Below are 18,756 nucleotides of genomic sequence, written 5' to 3' on the forward strand. Positions count from 1 at the left end.
GCTCCTCGAAAGCCAGCTGGTGTACACCGAAAACATGAAAAATGAACTTGAGAGTTTTGACTGAAAATCGCAACAATGAGAAATGAATGTAAAATTTCTATATCTTCAGAAAAGATTTTTCGTTCCAGTTGTGTTGATTTTCTCTTTTTTAGTTTTTGCCCCTTTTCTTAAAGCCGAGGATGATTTTTTTTCTGCAAAACCTTTTCAACCGACTGATGATGAAAAAATAACTACATTGCCCTCTGGATTAAAATATATCGATTATGTGGTCGGATCGGGCAATGCGGTTGCTCCAGGCAAAAGGGTTACCCTTAATTATGTGGGCAAGTTGGAGGACGGGAAGGTTTTTGATAGCTCTCTTGCGAGGGGAAAGCCTTTTAGCTTTGTACTTGGTGTAAGCCGTATGATCAAAGGATGGGAAGAAGGCGTGTCCACGATGAAAGAGGGAGGCAAAAGAAGACTTATTATTCCTCCAAGTTTAGGATATGGCACAGAAGGAGTAGAAGATATTATTCCTCCGAATGCCACGCTTATTTTTGATATAGAAGTCCTTAAAGTAGAATAGGAGTTTTATTTTTTCAATACTGTTGCTAAAAAAGGAGCCATTGGATCGTCCATGTCATTGAGTTTTTATTTTTCGTATTGACCAAAACGAAAAGAATCGTTATCCACAATTCCCATGCATTCAGGAATGCTTTTTTTAAAAAAGGACAGTCGAGAAGAAGATAAGTCTTTTCATTCTTCTCCACTCGTTTTAGTAGAAGAAAGCCTAAATCTTCCTCAAAGAGTAGAAGAAACGATAAAAAAAGCTCAAAGATATCTCCTGTCGATACAGAAGGAAGATGGGCATTGGGTGGGAGAGCTTTTTGTTGATGTAACTTTGGCTTGCGATTGCATTCATCTGATGCATTGGAGAGGAAAGATTGATCATAAAAAGCAAAACAGGTTAGTAAAGCATATTCTTGATAGGCAACTGCCTGATGGCGGATGGAACATTTATCCTGGAGGACCAAGCGAAGTCAATGCGACGGTGAAGGCTTACTTCGCCCTCAAGCTGGCCGGTTTCTCGGCAGATGAACCCTTAATGGCCAAGGCAAGATCGACTATTCTTAGACTTGGGGGTATACCCAAATGTATGACCTATACTAAGCTGGGTTTGGCTCTCTTGGGAGTTTACCCCTGGGATCGATTGCCTGTAATACCTCCTGAAATCATTCTCTTCCCGAATTGGTTCCCTTTCAATATTTATGAAATCTCGGCTTGGAGCCGAGCAATGCTTGTGCCTCTTTCTGTTATCCATCATTTCAAACCCACAAGACATCTGCCTGAAAAATACCAACTTCACGAGCTTTTCCCCTATGGAACCGAACATGGGAAATTTTCCTGGCTGAAAAAGGGCGCAAAATATTTATCTAAACAAGGATTATTCCTGGCCTGTGATAAGTTTTTGCAATACTGGGATAAATCCTCTTTGAAGCCTTTTAGAAAGCAGGCATTAAAGAAAGCCGAAAAATGGATTCTAGAAAGAATATCCACAGGATCAGATGGCCTTGGTGCGATTTTCCCGGCAATGCATTATGCGATCATGGCCTTGATCGCCTTAGGTTATACGGAAGATAATGCAATTCTTAAAAAAGCGATTTATGATTTCGAAGGTTTGGAAGTGGATGACAAGAAAAACGACGACTTAAGAATACAACCCTGTTTCTCCCCTGTATGGGATACTGCTGTCGGATTGGTTGCGTTGGCTGAGTCCGGGGTAGAAAAAAATGCAGCAGAATTAAAAAAAGCCGCCCATTGGCTCATAGAGCGAGAAATTAAAATAAAAGGTGATTGGTATGTGAGGAACCCCCATCCAGAACCGAGCGGATGGGCTTTTGAATATAACAATGTTTATTATCCAGATGTCGATGACACCCTTATGGTTCTTTTAGCGCTTCGATTGATTGATATTGATGATAAAATGAAAAAAGAGGAGCTCATCCAGAGGGCATTAAGATGGGTGATTAGTTTTCAGTGTAAAAATGGAGGCTGGGCTGCTTTCGACAAAGATGTCTATAAAAAGTGGCTTGAGGATATTCCTTTTGCCGATCACAATGCCATTCTTGATCCTCCTTGCTCGGATATAACGGCTAGGGCACTTGAACTCTTTGGGAAAATGGGCATCAAGAAAACAGAAAAATTTGTTCAAAAAGCCATTGCTTATCTTAAAGAGACCCAGGAAAGTGATGGATCATGGCTGGGAAGATGGGGAGTAAATTATATTTATGGCACCTGGCAGGCCTTGAGAGGGTTGCAGGCGATTGGGGAGAATATGAATCAGGAATGGATTTTAAGAGCTAGGGACTGGCTGGAGTCTTGCCAGAATGAAGATGGAGGTTGGGGAGAAACACCAGCTTCCTATGATAACTCCCAACTTAAAGGCAAAGGTCCAAGTACGGCTTCTCAGACAGCTTGGGCTGTTAGCGGAATTATGGCCTGTGGAGATATATTTCGTCCAAGTGTTATGCGGGGAATTAAGTGGCTATGTGACAGGCAGCTTTCTGACGGATCTTGGGCTGAGGAGTTCTTGACGGGAACCGGCTTTCCAGGCGTTTTTTACTTAAAGTATGATATGTATAGAAATGCTTGGCCGCTGCTCGTTATTGGAGAATATAAAAGACTTTATTTAAAAGCAAAAGAACAGGCTTCCTATTGGGTTGATGGAACTATCGGTCGTGTGAGGAAGAACGGAAAGCTTCCTGCGGTATGATAGCTCTTGGATTTGCTATCGAACACGAAGCTAAAGAGCTGTTGCGTCGTGTTTTTAGGGAGAAAAAGGAAGTAGAGGGACAACCCTGTTATCTAGGAGAATATGCACGCAAAGAAATATGTGCTACAGTACTAGGAATGGGGAAAAACAGGTCTGCACGAAGTGCAGAAATCTTGATTCGTAATTTTTCACCCTCTCTTTTTGTACTCGCGGGTTATTCGGGTGCATTAGTTCCAGGTATTAAAAAAGGGGAGGTGTGTGTAGTTGAAAATTATCTTTCTGAAGAACTTCGTCCTATTTTGATTGGACAAGGATTAGCTTTTTACAAAGCTGTTTGCTCAGATGTTATTGTTGCTGATCCCGAAAATAGGACAAAAATTGCAACTATTTCTTCTGCTCAGATCGTGGACATGGAAACCGAGGCGGTTTACAATGCTGCTAAGGCGCATAATATCCCTTTTTGTTCTATTCGTGTTATCAGTGATGAGTATGGAGAGAAGCTTCCTGTTGGAGCGATGCTCTCTTCATGGGATTCAGAAAGGGGTAAATCCAGGCCCTTGGCTTTACTGCGCTATCTTTTTATCCACCCGGAGGAAGCTTTCCCTTTTTTCCGATTCGTCCAAGCCTTACCTCTAGTTCGGACCAAGTTGACCAAGGCCGTTCTTACGCTTATTTATAATTTAGAAATATAAGGAATTCCACTATGAGTGAAAAAATAGATTCAGAGTTGGATATCAAATTAACTCCTTTGGCATTATCGAAAATAAGAACATTAGTTCCTCCCAGTTCTGGTAATGTTTTGAGGATCTCTGTGTATAAGGGTGGATGCGCAGGGTATGAATATCAATTAGAGATCTGCTTACCTAAGGAAAATGATATCCGGCTCAACTTTGAAGAAATTACCCTTGCTGTTGATCCAGAAAGTTGTCCCTTTTTATCAGGTTCAACCATCGATTACAAAGAAGGGTTAACACAAGGTGGTTTTAGAGTTATAAATCCTCGAGTCAAATCAACATGTGGATGCGGCTCATCATTTCAGATTTAAGCTTTTAGTTTTTCCTTTCTCTTAATAAATAAAGAATAAATAATTTTTTTTATTATGTCAGCGCGTAAAGCCTATCCTTTTGATGACATTGAACCTAAATGGCAACATTATTGGCTTGATAAAAGGCTTTTTCGTGCAGCAGATCCAGGGGAAGAAGGTTCGAACAAACCCAAATTTTATGTTTTGGACATGTTCCCTTATCCTTCAGGGAGCGGTCTTCATGTGGGTCACCTTGAGGGTTACACCGCATCGGATATCATCGCCCGCTACAAAAGAATGAAAGGGTTTAATGTCCTGCATCCCATGGGATGGGATGCTTTTGGACTTCCTGCCGAGCAGCATGCGATTTTAACAGGGACTCATCCAGCGATTACGACAAAACAAAATATCGCTAATTTCAAACGTCAGATTCAATCGATGGGTTTTTCTTATGATTGGAGCAGGGAAATCGATACAACCGATCCCGCTTATTATAAATGGACACAATGGATTTTTTTAAAACTATTTGAAAAGGGATTGGCATATGTCGCTGAAGCCCCCGTGTGGTATTGTCCAATGCTCAAAACGGTCCTTGCTAACGAAGAAATCATCCATACCCCGGAAGGTCCGAGATCTGAAAGAGGAAATCATCCTGTTATTAGGAAACTTTTTAGGCAATGGTTTCTGAAAATAACGGCTTATGCTGAAAAACTGTTGGAGGGATTAGAGACTGTTCAATGGCCCGAGTCGATTAAAGAGATGCAACGCCATTGGATTGGAAGGAGTGAAGGAGCATTAATCAAATTTGCTGTTGAAGGCAAGGAGTTGGAAATAGAAATCTTTACCACCAGGCCTGACACGTTATTTGGAGCTACGTTTTTGGTTCTGGCACCCGAACATCCCCTTGTTGAAGCGATAACGGCTGTTGAATATAGGAATGAAGTGGAGAATTATCGTGCGGCGGCCTTTTTGAAATCCGACTTGGAAAGAACTGAACTATCCAAGAATAAAACAGGAGTCTGGACAGGCGGATATGCGATTCATCCTGTAACGGGAGATAAATTACCTATTTGGATTTCGGACTATGTCCTTATGACTTATGGAACAGGAGCTATAATGGCTGTTCCCGCTCATGACTACAGAGACTATGAATTTGCAAAAACTTTTGGTCTTCCCATAAAAAAAGTGGTTGTACCTGAGAAGCAGACCGAAGAAATAGGCTCTGAATGCTTTACCGGTGAGGGCGTAGCTGTGCATTCTGGATTTATTTCGGGGCTTAGGACAGCTGAGGCAAAGAAAAAAATAATCGAGTGGCTTGAAGAAAAAAAACGGGGAAAAAAAGATATACAGTACAAACTAAGAGATTGGCTTTTCTCTCGCCAAAGATATTGGGGAGAACCCTTCCCGATAATATGGAAGGAAGGCAAGCCTCTGCCCGTTCCAGAGGAAGATCTGCCTGTTTTACTACCTGATCTTGATGATTTTACTCCTACCGATGAAGGTATTGCTCCTTTGTCGAGGAAAAAAGATTGGGTTGTATTGCCAGATGGAGGCAAAAGAGAAATTAATACTATGCCTCAGTGGGCAGGATCCTGTTGGTATTACTTAAGGTATTGTGATCCCTCGAATGAAAAATTGCCTTTTGCAGCTCAAAAAGAAAAATATTGGCTGAGTCCGCATGGAGTCGATTTATATATTGGCGGAGCAGAACATGCCGTTTTGCATCTTCTTTATGCCCGATTCTGGCACAAGGTTCTCTATGATATAGGCTTGGTATCCAGCCCTGAACCTTTTTATAAATTAGTCAATCAAGGGATCATTCTAGGAGAAGACAATCAAAAAATGGCAAAATCAAGAGGAAATGTGGTTAATCCAGATGCTATAATACAGGAGTTTGGAGCAGACACTTTACGTCTTTTCGAAATGTTTTTAGGTCCCCTACAACAGAGTAAGCCTTGGTCTTCCAAAGGACTTGAAGGTCCTTATCGATTCTTAGCAAGGGTTTGGAGATTATTTATGGATGAGGATGGAGAGGGCTTGTGGGTCCTTAAAAAGGATATTGTTGATGAAGAGCCGCCACTGCCCATTAAAAAGCTTCTTCATCAGACCGTGGCAGAAGTCACCCAGGATATAGAGAATTTTCAATTTCACACCGCCATTGCTAAGCTGATGACTTTTGTTAATGAGTTAACAAAAGAAAAAAAAAGGTGGAAAAGTGTTCTTGAAAAACTTCTGTTGCTCCTCTCTCCTTTTGCTCCCCATATCTGTGAGGAGCTGTGGCATAATATAGGTCATAAAGACTCTCTTGCTTACGAACCTTGGCCTGAATATGATCCAAAATTTTTGGAGGAAGAATGGGTAGAAATCATTGTTCAAATTGATGGAAAAGTTCGGGGACGGCTGAGAGCAAAGAAAGACGCTGATAAGGATGAGCTGACAACGAAGGCTACAGATATTCCTGCAATTGCTAAATGGCTTGAAAACCGGGTTTGTTCAAAAATAGTCTATGTCCCTAATAGGCTTATCAATTTTGTCCTTGAATGAGAATAGAAAGCTGCGCCTTTCAACTATAAATAGACTTTTAAATAGCTTCAGAGGCAGAAGAAAAATTAAAATCTTTGACTAACAAGGGGGGAACAACAGCAGGAAATTCGTCTATTTCACTCCCTATAGCAGAAAGTGGTTTCCCCATGGCTATAACATTTTGAAGCATTTTAATAGGACTTTGATTGAATCGAAAATTATTTAGCGCTTTACTTATTTTTCCTTTTTCAATGAGAAATGTTCCATCTCGCGTAAGACCCGTATAAATAAGCGATTGGGGATCCGCTTCCCTTATATACCAAAGCCTTGTAATTAAAATGGCTTTGTCGATGGATTGGATTAGTTCATCAAGAGATAGTGGACTCCCAGACATGATTATGTTGGAAGGTTCAGCAATGGGTTGTTTATTTTGCTTTTTTGCCCAAAATCTGGAATAAATAAGTTGACAAAGAACCCCATTCTGTATCCAAGGAGTTCTCAAGCAGGGAAGCCCCTCTGTGGAAAAAATGGATCCTGGTGTTCTTGGGTCAGAGGGATCAGAAATGATAGTTATATTATGGGGGAATAAAAGTTCTCCAATGCGATTACCTCCTCCAGGTTTAGAAAAAACGCTTCTTCCCTCGTCCGCCATCCGGCCATCCATGGAGAATAACATAAGTCCAACAAGATCCACTGCGGCCGAAGGTTCGAGAAGAACGGTATAATGGCCGGGATCCAGGGAAATTTTTTCCCTGCCTGCAATAGCTTTACGTATTGCAGATTCTATGAGTTTCTCTGGATTGATATCCGAGGGATGAAAAACAAGAGCGCCTGCCCAACCCGAACCTTTGCCATCATGAGTTCTGGCTGTAGCGGTCAGTTGTAGATTAGCAAATTTTTGATAGCCAAAAAGCCCGCTTGTATTAGCTATGGCTATAAAATATTTTTGCCATTTAACATAACAACTGATGTCTATACCCGAAGATTTCTCTCTGGAAAGCATATCCATGGCATGGGCAATCATCCTACCTAGGTCTTCTATTGAAAGATTCCCCATCTCTTCAGCGTAAGAAAAACTATGGGGATAGAATTGAGGCCCAAGAGGAGGAAGAAATTCAGGATCAGGAGGGGCAACCTTTGCAAGCCTTTCGCAATACCTTAATCCCTGTTCTATTTCCGCTTTTCTTAGCTGATTTAATGTGTAACTTGCAGTTCTATTGCCGAACGCTGAATTTAGCGTTAACTTCAAAGATTTTTCTGTGCCGTTAGTATTCAAGGAATTCTTGCTTATGCGGATATTTGTGGACAGCCCTCCTCTTGCCTCCAAAACCAAACTATCCGCTTTGGATAATGAAATGATGGATCCTAAAAGATCTTTTGTTTCAGTTTCAGTAAGAATCATGAATGCAAACGGATATTGAGGACATCGATGTTTCTAAATCGAGCGGGAACAGCGCCATGTGAAACGGGAGCTAATTGAGAAGGTTCCCCTTTGCCGCAGAAAAGGGTTCCGCAAAGCTGATATTCATCTTTGCCACAAATCCCGTCACAGGATTTCCAAAAAGATTGTGTGTTACCTTGATAAACAACATCCCGAAGCATTTGACCGATTTTTCCGTTTTTAATTTCATAAAAAAGCTGACCTCCAAATTGAAAATTATATCTTTGCTGATCTATGCTCCAACTCCCATCACCCATGATGTATAGGCCGTCATCTACTCCAGAGATAAGATCCTCTAAACGTTCATTTTTTTCACTTGGGATAAGAGAAATATTAGGCATCCGTTGGATGGGAAAATAATTATAATTTTGAGCATAACTGCAACCGTTAGATTTCTCTTTGCCGATCCATTGAGCTTGTCCGATAGACATTTGAAAGTTTTTAAGTATCCCTTTTTCGATAATGAAGAAATCCGCCCAACTTGAAGGTATGCCATCATCGTCGTAACCTGCAGTGGCAAGTCCACCAAGTTGGGAGCGATCTGCTCTTACAGAAACGATAGGGCTTGCAAAATCAAACCGATTTAATTGATCGGGTTTGAGAAATGAGGTTCCGGCATAGTTTGCTTCAAGGCCCATAATTCTATCCAGCTCTGTAGAATGACCTATGGTTTCATGAATGGTCAGCCAAAGGTTTGTAGGGTGGATAACGAGGTCTTTTTTGCCGGGGCGAACCGGTTTAGCATGCAGTTTTTCTTTTGCTTGATCTGTAGCTTCCTCTACTTCTTTAAGGAAAGCTTTTTTATCAACAACCTCCATACCCCCTGATCGGGGAGAGGCCAGGCTTGCCCTGGTCTCAAATTTCCCTTCCTTACTATCTACGACCGTGATGATAAACCGAGGGTACGTTCTCAAAAAAGTTTGTTCTATCCAGGACCCCAAGGAGGAAGCATATACTCGTAATTCTTTGTGAAAGAGCAAAAAAGATCGACAAAAATGTGCACCCGATTTAGCTGCTTTATCATTAAGATCAAGTAAAAAATGGGTTTTTTCTTCCAATGGCATTTCAAAAGGATCAACAACCACTTTTTGATGCCATGCTCCTTGTATAGAAGGTAGATTTTCTAATTCTACTCGCCTGGTGTTGAATTTTCTGCAATGTTTAGCTAGTTCTATAGCTTCTTTTGTCTTTTCTTCAGCTTCTTTAGATTCAAGAATATTTGAAGAGGCAAACCCCCAGGTTCCATCGAAAAGAACTCTTATGCCCATTCCGCAATCAAAACTTCCTCCTAGTTCTTCAATCCTATTTTCTCTGGATAGAATTCTCTCTTTTTGAGACCAAACTATGCGGATATCACAAAACTGACAACCGTAAATTCTAGCCGTATGCAGAGCGGTTTCAGCAATAAGTGTGGCCAACCTTTTGCTCTGTTCTCTTTCCCAGAATTCGATGGGCAGGGAAGCAGATAAAACAGGAGACATCTTTATGGTAAGCAAACTCCCCGCTAACTTTTTAATAAAATTTCTTCGATCGCAGTTCAATTGTGCTTAGGCTATATAAAAGCATAAGAACGGATATTCTCAAATCAAAAAGCTGTTTCTATGTACAAAGATATGACTTGTTTATGTTTGGTCAGCTGATTATAATTTCAATTTTATGCCTAATGAAACGACAGAATGGATTTCTAAAAATCGGGAAAGATTATTTTTTCTTCTAGAAAATCTTATTCGTATTCCTACCGTTAATCCTCCTGGAGAAAAATATTTAGAAATCGTGGAGTTTTTGGATAAAGAGTTTCGCCGTTTAGGATTGGATACGCAAATTATCGCTGTGCCAGATGAGATTGTTAAAAAGCAGCTGGGAACGGCTACCTATCCCAGATATAATTTTATAGCACGGTGGAATATAAAAGCGCAAAAAACTGTTCTTTTTAATTCTCATTTTGACGTTGTCCCTGTATCTGGAAAGTGGAGACACGATCCGTTTAAAGGTTATAGGGATGAAAAATGGATATTTGGTAGAGGCTCTGTGGACATGAAAGGACCACTAGCAGCCAGCATCTTTGCCATCGAGGCGATTAAGGAATTAAAAATCGATCCTGTTTTTAATGTGGAATATGCACTGGTTGCAGATGAAGAAATTGGAGGGGAGTTGGGTTCAGGATATATCATCAAAAATAAGTTTGTGGATCCAGATTTTGTTATCGTTTGTGAAGGAGGATTAGGAAAAAAAATTGGAATTGGGCATAATGGTATTCTCCAACTTAATATTACGGTATTAGGTAAAGCCTCACATACGGCTTATCAGGAAAAAGCTTTGAACTCTTTTCTGGAAATGGTGAATCTGGTTGAGTATCTTGAGGGTTTTTTTAAAAAGAAAATAGGAGAGGCCAAAAGAGTATTTATAACTCCATCTAGAGAAAAGCTCAGGCCAATTGTCAATATGGGTGGAGTGATCTCATCTGGAGCTGGAGCAAAAATAAATATTGTTTCGGCGCAATCTTCTTTTACTCTTGACCGACGATTGACACCATCTGAGAATTTGGAGGAAGTTGAAAAAGAGATTAGAGACGCGATAGGAAAATGGACAAAAAAAAGAGGCACCAAAGTAAGGATAGAAGTCATTCATAGGACTGAACCATGTGCTATTGGGTATCAATCAGCTTTTACGAAGTCTTTTAAACGAGCCGTAGAGAAAATAAAAGGGAAAAAGGCGGTTTTTACGATAAGCAAAGGAGCTACAGATATGCATTTCTTTGTTAAGGAGAAAAATTGTGAAGCTGTGGGTTATGGTGTTGATGGCAAAGATATTCATGCGATCGATGAGAAAGCATCCCTAGATGATCTTGTCAAAACAGCACAGGTTTACGCTGAGTTCCTTTGTTCTCCTTGTCCATAAGTTCTTCTAAGGTGCAAAATTGAGATATTTTAAAAAATGCTGAATTTGCACCCGTTGGGAATTGAACCCAAAGCCTTCGGCTCCGGAGGCCGACGCTCTATCCTATTGAGCTACGGGTGCATTTATGGGTGATAAAAAACTATAAGGACAAAATAGATAAAAAAAGAATATAAAAAGCAAGACTAGCGCAGGGGGCCTAATCTTTACTTTCGTCCATGGAAAGCCCTTCGGTTAATTCCTTTTCTTTAACACGACCCTTCCGCGCTAAATAATCTTCTACGAGCATGATTTGCTCTTTGCCTGCCCGTTGGATCATTTTCAAGAGTTGATCCATGATCGTTACTTCTTCCAGTTGTTCTTTCACAAACCATTGCAAAAAGTTATCAGAGGTGAAATCCTTTTCTTCTTTTGCTAGCCTAACTAACTCATGGATTTCCTTTGTGACATTAATTTCTCTTTCAAGAGATAACCTGATGGCTGATTCAGGATCTTTAAAAGAAGAATCTGCAGCCGGGATGGGGGGAATATTCACGGGTACATCGTTATCGATCAGAAACCGAATGAATTTTAATGCATGTTGTCTTTCCTCGTCGGCTTGTTGAAAGAAAAAAGAAGCCAGTTCGGGAAGAGCTTCTATTTCGAAATAAGAACCAATGGCTAAATATAAAATAAAAGCCTGGAATTCGCTGCCTATTTGTTTATATAGAGAGGGAATAATTTTTTGACTAATGATCATACTTAACATGTAATGAAATTGAGATAAAATAAAAGAAAAATCCTTTTTCTTTTTAGAGGGATGACTTATTTTGCCCTTTCAAGAAATTCCATTGTAAATTTCCTGTAACTTACACAACCACTACAAGAAGGATCATAAAGAGTAATGGGCTTGCCATAACTGGGTGCCTCCGCTAAGCGGACCGTCCTTGGTATAATGGTATCAAAAACAAGATCCGGAATATGTTTGCGCACATCCTCGACAACCTGCTTGCAGAGGTTGGTTCGACTATCATACATGGTCAAAAGAATGCCTAAAATACCCGGAGGGAAAGGGACCATTTTTTTGAGGTTTTCCAGCAGTTTAAACATTTTTGCTAATCCTTCTAAGGCATAGTATTCACACTGGATAGGAATGATGAGCCAATCCGCAGCAACCATGGAGTTAACCATGAGAAGTCCTAGGGCAGGGGGACAATCAAGAATAACATACTGATAGGATGTGTCTGCTAAGGAATCCCTGAAGATCTTTCTGAAAAAGGAAAAAGAATCAGATCCTTCTAATGTTTCGTTTTCCCAATTTGCAAGTTCCAAGTTTGACGGAATAAGATCGAGGTTCATATAGGGAGTTGAGATAATCTGGTCTTTAAGCGGTTTTTCTCCTGTTAAGACAGGGAAAAGGCTCTTTCCTGAATCAAGGGAAAAACCTATGCCACTGGTGGCATTAGATTGCGGATCTACATCAATGAGTAGGGTTGAAAATCCTTTTTCAGCAAGACAAGCAGAAAGGTTAATCGCGGTTGTAGTTTTTCCTACTCCTCCCTTCTGATTTGCAATTGAAATAAATTTCATGGGTATTTAACCCTAAGTAAAAAAACTAAATTATCAATTTGTTCATTTTGAGCTAGAATGAAAGTCTAATATTTTTAGTTTATCTTTCTTTCTGCAATGCAAGATCATACATAAGAATAGAGAGACTTGACATTTTTTATAATGTTTTAATATTAAATTCTCTTTTTCATGATCAAGGTTGAGAATCTAGTAAAAACCTATTCGGGTTATACAGCCCTTAACGGGATAAGTTTTGAAGTTAAAAAAGGAGAAATTGTCGGATTCCTTGGACCCAATGGGGCCGGGAAAACGACAACTATGCGTATCTTGTCGTGTTATCTTCCTCCAACGAGTGGAAAGGTTGAAGTTGCCGGCTACGATGTTCTCCAAAAGCCTCTTGAGATTAAAAAAAGAGTGGGCTATATGCCTGAAAACGTTCCACTTTATACCGATTTGAGAGTAATTGAATATTTAAAGTACAGGGCAAAACTGAAGGGAATTAGAGGCAAAGAACTGACCGAAAGAGTTCAATCAGTGCTGAAGCTTTGTCATATCGAAGAAGTGGCTTCAAGTATTATTGGAAATTTATCTAAAGGTTATCGTCAAAGGGTTGGCCTTGCCGATGCTCTTATTCATGATCCGGATCTTCTTATTTTGGATGAGCCAACTATAGGGCTTGATCCCAATCAGATTCGGTCCGTTAGAGAACTGATACGCAATTTAGGTCAACGCCATACGATCATTCTTTCATCTCATATTTTGAGCGAAGTGGAAGCAGTATGTACGAGAGTTTTGATCATAAACAAAGGCAAAATAGAGGCGGCAGATACTCCTGAAAACCTTTCGAAACTTGTTAGAGGTGGCAGTGTTGGAGCGCTTAGGCTGGAGATACTCTGTAAGCCTTCAATAGCTAAAGAAGAATTTGAACTTATTGGAGATGTCGATGAAGTGGAGATATTAGAAGAATATCCGGATGGATGGATAGTTATTCAACTTTGGCCTAAACTGGGCAGCGATATAAGGGATAAGGTTTACAATGTTATACAGAAAAAGGGTTGGAAACTCAGGGAGATGTCAAGGGTAAAAGCCACTCTGGAAGATATCTTTGTGGAATTGACACAGGATTAAAATCTTCACTGCATATTATGTCAAATGACAGTTTTAAATAACAGCTTGACGGTCGAGGAATCACTATGGCTCTTATGACTTTGCTTCAGAGAGAAATTAAAAGTTTCTTTGTCTCACCTATAGCCTATATCCTTCTTTTTTCCTGTTCCTTGATTAATGGAGCTAGCTTTGTTTTCTGGCTCAATTACATGACCATCAACAACATAAAGGAATTTACTCTTTTGCAAGCCTGTATGAATGCCTTTTTTTTCTGGTTTCTGCTTCTTGTACAGATACCTGTTTTGACCATGAGATCATTTTCAGAAGAATATAAACTAGGAACTATCGAGATGATACTGACGGCTCCGGTTAGGGAATGGGAGTTGGTTCTTTCAAAGTTTCTTGGATCTGTCTGTTTTTTTTCTATCCTTTGGCTACCTATGATTTTATACTTGGGTGTTTTACGTATAGTTTACGGTCATTCTTTAGGCATGAGTGTGGGCATGATTGTTCTGCCTTTTTTGATGTTGCTTCTCATTGGGATGTTTTTCATATCCATTGGAATATTTGTTTCTTCCCTTACAAAAAATCAGATTGTTGCTGCAATTCTTTCCTTCGCTTTTATTTTTCTTATCTTTTCGTTAAGTTTCCTCATTTATCTCGGAATTGCAGGGCAAACCCGGGAGATGATCTCTTATCTGTCTTTCCTGGACCAGATGGATACCTTTTCACGAGGTATCTTTGACTCACGGCCTGTGGTGTTGTTGCTTTCAACAACTTTCTTGTTCTTATTTCTGACGGAGAGAATTTTAGAATGGAGACGGTTGAGAGGATAACTCACGAACAGAATAATAGGAAGAAAAGAGAAAGGCGGATATGAAGGGAGTTATGGTTTCTCATCCATTAAGATTTCAACTTCGAATTAATAATATACTGACTATTCTGTTGATGTTTGCCATCGTGTGGATGGTTAATTATTTAGGATACAAATATTATTTTCGAAAAGATTTATCTAAAGGAGGATTATATACTCTTTCTTCTAAAACAATCAATCTTTTAAAGTCTTTACCAGAGCCTGTTAAAATAATCGTTAGTTTGACTAACTCAAAACTCCAATCCGATATCGATAATCTTCTTAAAGAATACAAATATTATGGTGGCAATAAAATAATTATAGAACATATAGATCCTGCCTTGAACCTTGAGAAAGCCGAAGCCTTAGCGAAAAGGTTAAAATTTGATCTTCAAGAAAATGTTGTTATTTTCGAATACAAAAATTTTCATAAGTTTGTCAGTGATAATCAACTGGTGGAATATGATAATTCAGTGGCCATGTTAGGCCAAGCTCCTTCGATTAAATCCTTCAAAGGAGAACAACAGTTTACTGCAGCTATCTTATCTGTCGTGGAGGGGAAACCTTCAAAAGTCTATTTCCTTACAGGTCATGGAGAACGAAATATAGATAATTACACTCAACCTGGAGGCTATGGGATTATTGCTGCTCAGATAAGAAAAGAAAATATGGAACCTCTTACTCTTAATTTGCTTGAAACGGGAGCTGTTCCCGATGATGCTTCGATTCTTGTTATTGCTGGGCCAAAAAATCCCCTTTCTTCTTCTGAAATTCAAGCTATAACCCGTTACTTGGATGCCAAGGGAAAGCTTATCGTTCTTGAAGGGGCCAATTCAAATTCGGGCTTGGAACCGTTACTTTCGACTTACGGAATAGTTTTTCAAAACGATAAAGTGGTTGCCATTGGCAGGCTTGTTGGCGGTATTGGTGGGGAAATGATTATCGACAAAGCAGCGGGCACCCATTTTGCTGATCATCCTGCGGTAAAAGCCATGATGGGGTATACATTGCAACTTCCTGATTGTCGTTCTATCAGCTTATCTAACGATCAATCCAATCCTAATGTCAAAAAGCTGACAGCTCTTGTAAAGACCCCTGAGGGGTTTTGGGGAGAAGTGAATTGGAAAAAGGAGGAAAAGCCTAAGTATGATCCAACTGAAGACATTGCAGGTCCTTTAATCCTTGCAGCGGTGTATGATGGAGGTGAGGTCCCAGCGAAAGAAGGGATTCATGTTTATGGGACAAGGATAGCCGCGGTTGGTTCATCGGCATTTCTTGCTAATCAATATATAAAGCCAGATGGTGTTGATTTTTTTATAAACTTGCTTAATTGGATGCTTCAAAAAGAAATGGCATTGGGTATTGCTCCAAAATCTGTTCAAGAATTTGGACTCAGTGTTCCAGCCTCTCAAAGACAAACTGTGGCTATGATTTGCCTAGTTACAATTCCCTTTGCTTTCTTGGTGATGGGTGTAGGTATGTATTTTTCAAGGAGAAGATGACCTAATGCTCGAGGTAAGATGAAAAATTTTCGCTCTACCCTACTTCTTTTTATTGTTACTGCTTTGTTGATCGTTTACATCTCTTTTTTCGATAAGCGAATAAAATCTACAGAGGAACGACAACGAACAGAGAACGAGCTTTTTCATGTAGAGTCAAGTGATATAAACTGGTTACAGATCAAATCCCCAACGGAAACTGTCATACTGGAGAAAAAGGATAATCAGTGGAAAATTACCTCTCCTCTACGCGTTGATGCCGATGAAAGAACGATTGATCGCTATTTGATTGATCTTCAGTACCTTGAAGTACGAAGAAAGATTTCCCAGAATGAGATTCCTAAAGAGGATATTTTAAAACAATGGGGGTTTTCTAATCCTTCTTTGGAAGTCAGTTTCAGGACATCGAAAGAGAAATACGATTTAATCATTGGAAGAAAAACGGCTGTCAGCGAGTTGGTTTATGCTAAGACTTCTATGGGTACAAATTCCCCGATTTATCTGATCAGCTCTAGTATTGCCGACTCCCTAAAGAAAGGATTGGATGATTTACGTAGCCGGGTTGTATTTCATTTCAACCCTTTTAATATAGAAAAATGTGGGATAAGACAACTCAGTGGTCCTTCTTTTTCAGATTATGTGGTACTAAAGAAAGGAAAGCAGTGGGAGCTTCAAAAGCCGGTTTTAGCAAGGGCCGATGGCACAAAATTAGAAGAATGGTTTAACGAACTTCTTTCTTTGCGCATAGACAAGTTTGTTTCTGATGACGGATCGAATCTAAACCAATATGGATTAGATAGTCCAAAGTATCAGATATGGATTGGACAGACGGGGAAAAAAGAGGAAGATAAGCTTCTCATCGGAAATAGTGTCTCTTCGAATTCGAAAGAAATATACGCGAAAATGGCTTCAAACAATTCTGTTTTTATCCTCCAAACAGATTTAATCACTAGAGTTGTGCAAAATTTTGTAGATATAAGGGACAAGCATGTATTTCCTGCATTTACTGAAGACCAGGTTGATAAGATAGGGTTCCAAGCCAAGAATTTGAAATTGTTTTATGTTAAAAAAGCCAACGAGTGGCAAGCTGAAGAAGCTGGAAGGGAGATGATGTTGGCTAATAAAAATAAGATTAAAGATTTCATAGAGTCCTTGCATAATTTGGAATCACATGAAATTAAGCAGGAACAGATGGAAAATAAAGGCTATGGGTTGGACAATCCCGAAGAGACAATAGAAATGGAGTTCAACCCGGGGATAACTTCGGATAAAGCCCAAAAAGTAGCTCTTTATCTAGGGAAAACCGAAAATGGATTTGTTTATGCTAAGAATTCAATTGAACCTTTTGTCTATACTCTCAAGGAAGATTTTATTAAAAACCTACCGAAAACACCATGGGATTGGAAAGATTTGTCAGTTATTCAATTAGATCCCCAAGAAATCACCCAATGGGATGTTTCCTCCGCTCTTCAATCCTTTTCTGTAAAAAGAAAAGAGGGGAAACTCGTATCTACAGGGATATCGGATATGGATGAGGAAAAACTCAAGGATTGCCTGGAGTTTCTTTCACATCTCAAAGCGGTAAGATGGTTAGGTCCTCCCACTCAAGGAATGGAACTCTCTAAACCTCAGGTAAAAATTACCATCCATGCCAAAAAGAACTATGTGCTGCTTATTGGACTCTCTTTACCGACAGGGGGTAGATCAGCCTTGATAGAAGGAGAACCATTGGCTTTTGAATTAGACGAATCGATTTACAAAATACTTGTATCCCCTAAAAGCACACCCAACCCTTCACAAGAAGCCCAGCCCCAAGCTTCGAGATAATTTTAGGGTTTGGAGTCCTGTGAAGAACAGGAGTTATTTAGCTCTTTTTCGGTTTCTTTAGCTTTTTGAATGTCCTGATATTTTTTTATGCTTTTAAAGATGATGCAATAGGCTACCACAGCAATAGGCAGACCAATGACAAGTGAGCCAATAAACATTGGCCATCCTATATGATAAAGTTCTTTCCAGCTTATCAATTGCCTCAGTTCAAGGTGTCTAAGTTTAGGTAGAGTCTTTTTGAGCTGATGAGTATCGGTGCCAAGCAATATTAACCCTATTTTGTATTCCAACCACATCAGTCCTGGGATAAAAGGTAAAATCACATCATGAGCAGCAACCCCTATTGCTGCAGCAACTTTACTTACCCGGATGACCCAAGCTGAAAGTATAGCTAGAATAGTTTTGAATCCCCAAAAAGGAGTAAATCCATAAAAGACACCTATCGCAAAACCCAGGGCAATGGAATGAGCGGAAACAGGTAATTTTTTAAGTGTACTATGACTTTTCTCGAAATGATGGATGAAAAATGAAAAACAACTCTTTTTTTGGGTCACTTGTTCAGAAATAGTTTTAGAAGACTTTTCCATATTAATAACTTAATAGCAACAAACACCGACAGGAAACATTAAGATTAGCCAAGCAAAAATAACAAGCAAAGAGTTTATTTTTTCTTTTGGACTACGCCATCGAGAAAAATTTCAATAAAATTATCTATGATCTCGTTTTCTTGGATCTGACGGTCATCAAGTTCGAAAAGAGTATTAACAACAAGGTAATGGGAGATAATTCCAATGAAAGCACTCGATATAAGGTATGGATTTAATCTCTTAAAAATATTCCTCTCGATCAGATGGGAAACATAATCTTCAAGCCTCTTGCGGATTTCTAAAACAAAACAGTTGCAGAACATTTTTGATAATTCGTGCCGTTCGAGAGCACTGAAATAAAGGAGTCGAAGAAAATCCGGGTCGTCTTTGACTGAGCTAAAGAACTGTATGGCTATATTTTTTAGAAATTTAGGGATACTTTCAGGATTTTGTTCAGGATGGGCAAGATTTTCGGTCAAAATATTCAGCTCCTCAATTTTCAATCGAATAATTTCTGAATAGAGGTCTTTTTTTGTTGGGTAATATCGATAGATTAAAGCCTCGTTCACATGAGCAGCTTGGGCAATCATTCGGGTTGTTGTACCCTCAAACCCTTTCTGAGCGAAAAGCCTTTTTGCTGCCGCTAATATTTTAATTTTTCCTGTTGGGATTTCTCGCGCCTTATCCATTGACAAGTGTA

General features: G+C 39.6%; 16 protein-coding genes and 1 tRNA gene. 10 read left to right on the top strand and 7 right to left on the bottom strand.

Annotation, left to right across the window (positions count from 1 at the left end; translation table 11 throughout):
• Nucleotides 1-82: 82 nt before the first annotated feature.
• The 5 genes from IT6_RS08015 to leuS all read left to right on the top strand — a co-directional run bounded on the left by IT6_RS08015 (nucleotide 83) and on the right by leuS (nucleotide 6,320).
• A complete protein-coding gene (locus IT6_RS08015) occupies nucleotides 83-565 on the top strand; it encodes an FKBP-type peptidyl-prolyl cis-trans isomerase (protein WP_206825967.1) in 483 nt (160 codons plus the stop codon).
• A 126-nt stretch (nucleotides 566-691) separates the two neighbouring features.
• Entirely contained in the window at nucleotides 692-2,752 is a 2,061-nt protein-coding gene (shc, locus tag IT6_RS08020; RefSeq protein ID WP_242524166.1) for a squalene--hopene cyclase, read from the top strand.
• Nucleotides 2,749-3,444, top strand: coding sequence for a phosphorylase family protein (locus tag IT6_RS08025; RefSeq protein ID WP_206825971.1), 696 nt, complete (start codon nucleotides 2,749-2,751; stop codon nucleotides 3,442-3,444). Before shc ends, IT6_RS08025 begins: the two co-directional genes overlap by 4 nt.
• 11 nt (nucleotides 3,445-3,455) lie before the next feature.
• The gene (locus tag IT6_RS08030; protein ID WP_134439577.1) at nucleotides 3,456-3,797 is read left to right on the top strand and encodes a HesB/IscA family protein; all 342 of its coding nucleotides are present in this window, start codon (nucleotides 3,456-3,458) and stop codon (nucleotides 3,795-3,797) included.
• 54 nt (nucleotides 3,798-3,851) lie between these two features.
• Complete coding sequence (leuS, locus tag IT6_RS08035; protein WP_206825973.1) at nucleotides 3,852-6,320, top strand: leucine--tRNA ligase; 2,469 nt, start codon at nucleotides 3,852-3,854, stop codon at nucleotides 6,318-6,320.
• 37 nt (nucleotides 6,321-6,357) lie between these two features.
• Here the strand turns inward: leuS and IT6_RS08040 are convergent, their stop codons facing one another.
• Nucleotides 6,358-7,701, bottom strand: a complete 1,344-nt coding sequence (locus tag IT6_RS08040) for a TldD/PmbA family protein (protein WP_206825975.1) — start codon at nucleotides 7,699-7,701, stop codon at nucleotides 6,358-6,360.
• Entirely contained in the window at nucleotides 7,698-9,221 is a 1,524-nt protein-coding gene (locus IT6_RS08045) for a TldD/PmbA family protein (RefSeq protein WP_242524167.1), read from the bottom strand. The genes IT6_RS08040 and IT6_RS08045 overlap by 4 nt, the downstream gene beginning before the upstream one ends.
• 175 nt (nucleotides 9,222-9,396) lie before the next feature.
• On the opposite strand from IT6_RS08045, the gene IT6_RS08050 reads away from it, so the two are divergent.
• Nucleotides 9,397-10,638, top strand: coding sequence for a M20 family metallopeptidase (locus IT6_RS08050; protein WP_134439581.1), 1,242 nt, complete (start codon nucleotides 9,397-9,399; stop codon nucleotides 10,636-10,638).
• A 46-nt stretch (nucleotides 10,639-10,684) separates the two neighbouring features.
• Here the strand turns inward: IT6_RS08050 and IT6_RS08055 are convergent.
• The 3 genes from IT6_RS08055 to IT6_RS08065 form a co-directional block, all read right to left on the bottom strand.
• Nucleotides 10,685-10,758, bottom strand: a tRNA-Arg gene (locus IT6_RS08055).
• 76 nt (nucleotides 10,759-10,834) lie between these two features.
• A complete protein-coding gene (locus tag IT6_RS08060; RefSeq protein WP_242524168.1) occupies nucleotides 10,835-11,374 on the bottom strand; it encodes a ferritin in 540 nt (179 codons plus the stop codon).
• Between the two features lie 65 nt (nucleotides 11,375-11,439).
• Nucleotides 11,440-12,204, bottom strand: coding sequence for a ParA family protein (locus tag IT6_RS08065; RefSeq protein WP_206825978.1), 765 nt, complete (start codon nucleotides 12,202-12,204; stop codon nucleotides 11,440-11,442).
• Between the two features lie 168 nt (nucleotides 12,205-12,372).
• Between IT6_RS08065 and IT6_RS08070 the strand changes: the two genes are divergently transcribed.
• The 4 genes from IT6_RS08070 to IT6_RS08085 all read left to right on the top strand — a co-directional run bounded on the left by IT6_RS08070 (nucleotide 12,373) and on the right by IT6_RS08085 (nucleotide 17,469).
• Nucleotides 12,373-13,311 (top strand): ABC transporter ATP-binding protein, encoded by a 939-nt coding sequence (locus tag IT6_RS08070; RefSeq protein WP_134439584.1) that lies wholly within the window; start codon nucleotides 12,373-12,375, stop codon nucleotides 13,309-13,311.
• Nucleotides 13,312-13,385: 74 nt separating this feature from the next.
• A complete protein-coding gene (locus tag IT6_RS08075; RefSeq protein WP_242524169.1) occupies nucleotides 13,386-14,126 on the top strand; it encodes an ABC transporter permease in 741 nt (246 codons plus the stop codon).
• Between the two features lie 52 nt (nucleotides 14,127-14,178).
• Complete coding sequence (locus tag IT6_RS08080) at nucleotides 14,179-15,645, top strand: GldG family protein (protein ID WP_242524170.1); 1,467 nt, start codon at nucleotides 14,179-14,181, stop codon at nucleotides 15,643-15,645.
• A gap of 18 nt (nucleotides 15,646-15,663) precedes the next feature.
• Nucleotides 15,664-17,469 carry a DUF4340 domain-containing protein gene (locus IT6_RS08085; protein WP_206825980.1) on the top strand — a complete coding sequence of 602 codons (1,806 nt, stop codon included), beginning with the start codon at nucleotides 15,664-15,666 and terminating at the stop codon, nucleotides 17,467-17,469.
• A 2-nt stretch (nucleotides 17,470-17,471) separates the two neighbouring features.
• Here the strand turns inward: IT6_RS08085 and IT6_RS08090 are convergent, their stop codons facing one another.
• Both IT6_RS08090 and IT6_RS08095 read right to left on the bottom strand, forming a co-directional pair.
• Complete coding sequence (locus tag IT6_RS08090; RefSeq protein WP_206825983.1) at nucleotides 17,472-18,056, bottom strand: DUF2062 domain-containing protein; 585 nt, start codon at nucleotides 18,054-18,056, stop codon at nucleotides 17,472-17,474.
• Between the two features lie 74 nt (nucleotides 18,057-18,130).
• Nucleotides 18,131-18,745 (bottom strand): TetR/AcrR family transcriptional regulator, encoded by a 615-nt coding sequence (locus IT6_RS08095; protein ID WP_166792827.1) that lies wholly within the window; start codon nucleotides 18,743-18,745, stop codon nucleotides 18,131-18,133.
• Nucleotides 18,746-18,756 lie beyond the last annotated feature (11 nt).

The sequence above is a fragment of the Methylacidiphilum caldifontis genome (genome assembly GCF_017310505.1).
Lineage (GTDB): Bacteria > Verrucomicrobiota > Verrucomicrobiia > Methylacidiphilales > Methylacidiphilaceae > Methylacidiphilum > Methylacidiphilum caldifontis.

Excerpts from the sequence above, each read along its gene's own strand:
- IT6_RS08015 (WP_206825967.1), top strand. The coding sequence starts at position 83 with ATGAATGTAAAATTTCTATATCTTCAGAAAAGATTTTTCGTTCCAGTT.
- shc (WP_242524166.1), top strand. The coding sequence starts at position 692 with ATGCTTTTTTTAAAAAAGGACAGTCGAGAAGAAGATAAGTCTTTTCAT.
- IT6_RS08025 (WP_206825971.1), top strand. The coding sequence starts at position 2,749 with ATGATAGCTCTTGGATTTGCTATCGAACACGAAGCTAAAGAGCTGTTG.
- IT6_RS08030 (WP_134439577.1), top strand. The coding sequence starts at position 3,456 with ATGAGTGAAAAAATAGATTCAGAGTTGGATATCAAATTAACTCCTTTG.
- leuS (WP_206825973.1), top strand. The coding sequence starts at position 3,852 with ATGTCAGCGCGTAAAGCCTATCCTTTTGATGACATTGAACCTAAATGG.
- IT6_RS08040 (WP_206825975.1), bottom strand. The coding sequence starts at position 7,701 with ATGATTCTTACTGAAACTGAAACAAAAGATCTTTTAGGATCCATCATT.
- IT6_RS08045 (WP_242524167.1), bottom strand. The coding sequence starts at position 9,221 with ATGTCTCCTGTTTTATCTGCTTCCCTGCCCATCGAATTCTGGGAAAGA.
- IT6_RS08050 (WP_134439581.1), top strand. The coding sequence starts at position 9,397 with ATGCCTAATGAAACGACAGAATGGATTTCTAAAAATCGGGAAAGATTA.
- IT6_RS08060 (WP_242524168.1), bottom strand. The coding sequence starts at position 11,374 with ATGATCATTAGTCAAAAAATTATTCCCTCTCTATATAAACAAATAGGC.
- IT6_RS08065 (WP_206825978.1), bottom strand. The coding sequence starts at position 12,204 with ATGAAATTTATTTCAATTGCAAATCAGAAGGGAGGAGTAGGAAAAACT.
- IT6_RS08070 (WP_134439584.1), top strand. The coding sequence starts at position 12,373 with ATGATCAAGGTTGAGAATCTAGTAAAAACCTATTCGGGTTATACAGCC.
- IT6_RS08075 (WP_242524169.1), top strand. The coding sequence starts at position 13,386 with ATGACTTTGCTTCAGAGAGAAATTAAAAGTTTCTTTGTCTCACCTATA.
- IT6_RS08080 (WP_242524170.1), top strand. The coding sequence starts at position 14,179 with ATGGTTTCTCATCCATTAAGATTTCAACTTCGAATTAATAATATACTG.
- IT6_RS08085 (WP_206825980.1), top strand. The coding sequence starts at position 15,664 with ATGAAAAATTTTCGCTCTACCCTACTTCTTTTTATTGTTACTGCTTTG.
- IT6_RS08090 (WP_206825983.1), bottom strand. The coding sequence starts at position 18,056 with ATGGAAAAGTCTTCTAAAACTATTTCTGAACAAGTGACCCAAAAAAAG.
- IT6_RS08095 (WP_166792827.1), bottom strand. The coding sequence starts at position 18,745 with ATGGATAAGGCGCGAGAAATCCCAACAGGAAAAATTAAAATATTAGCG.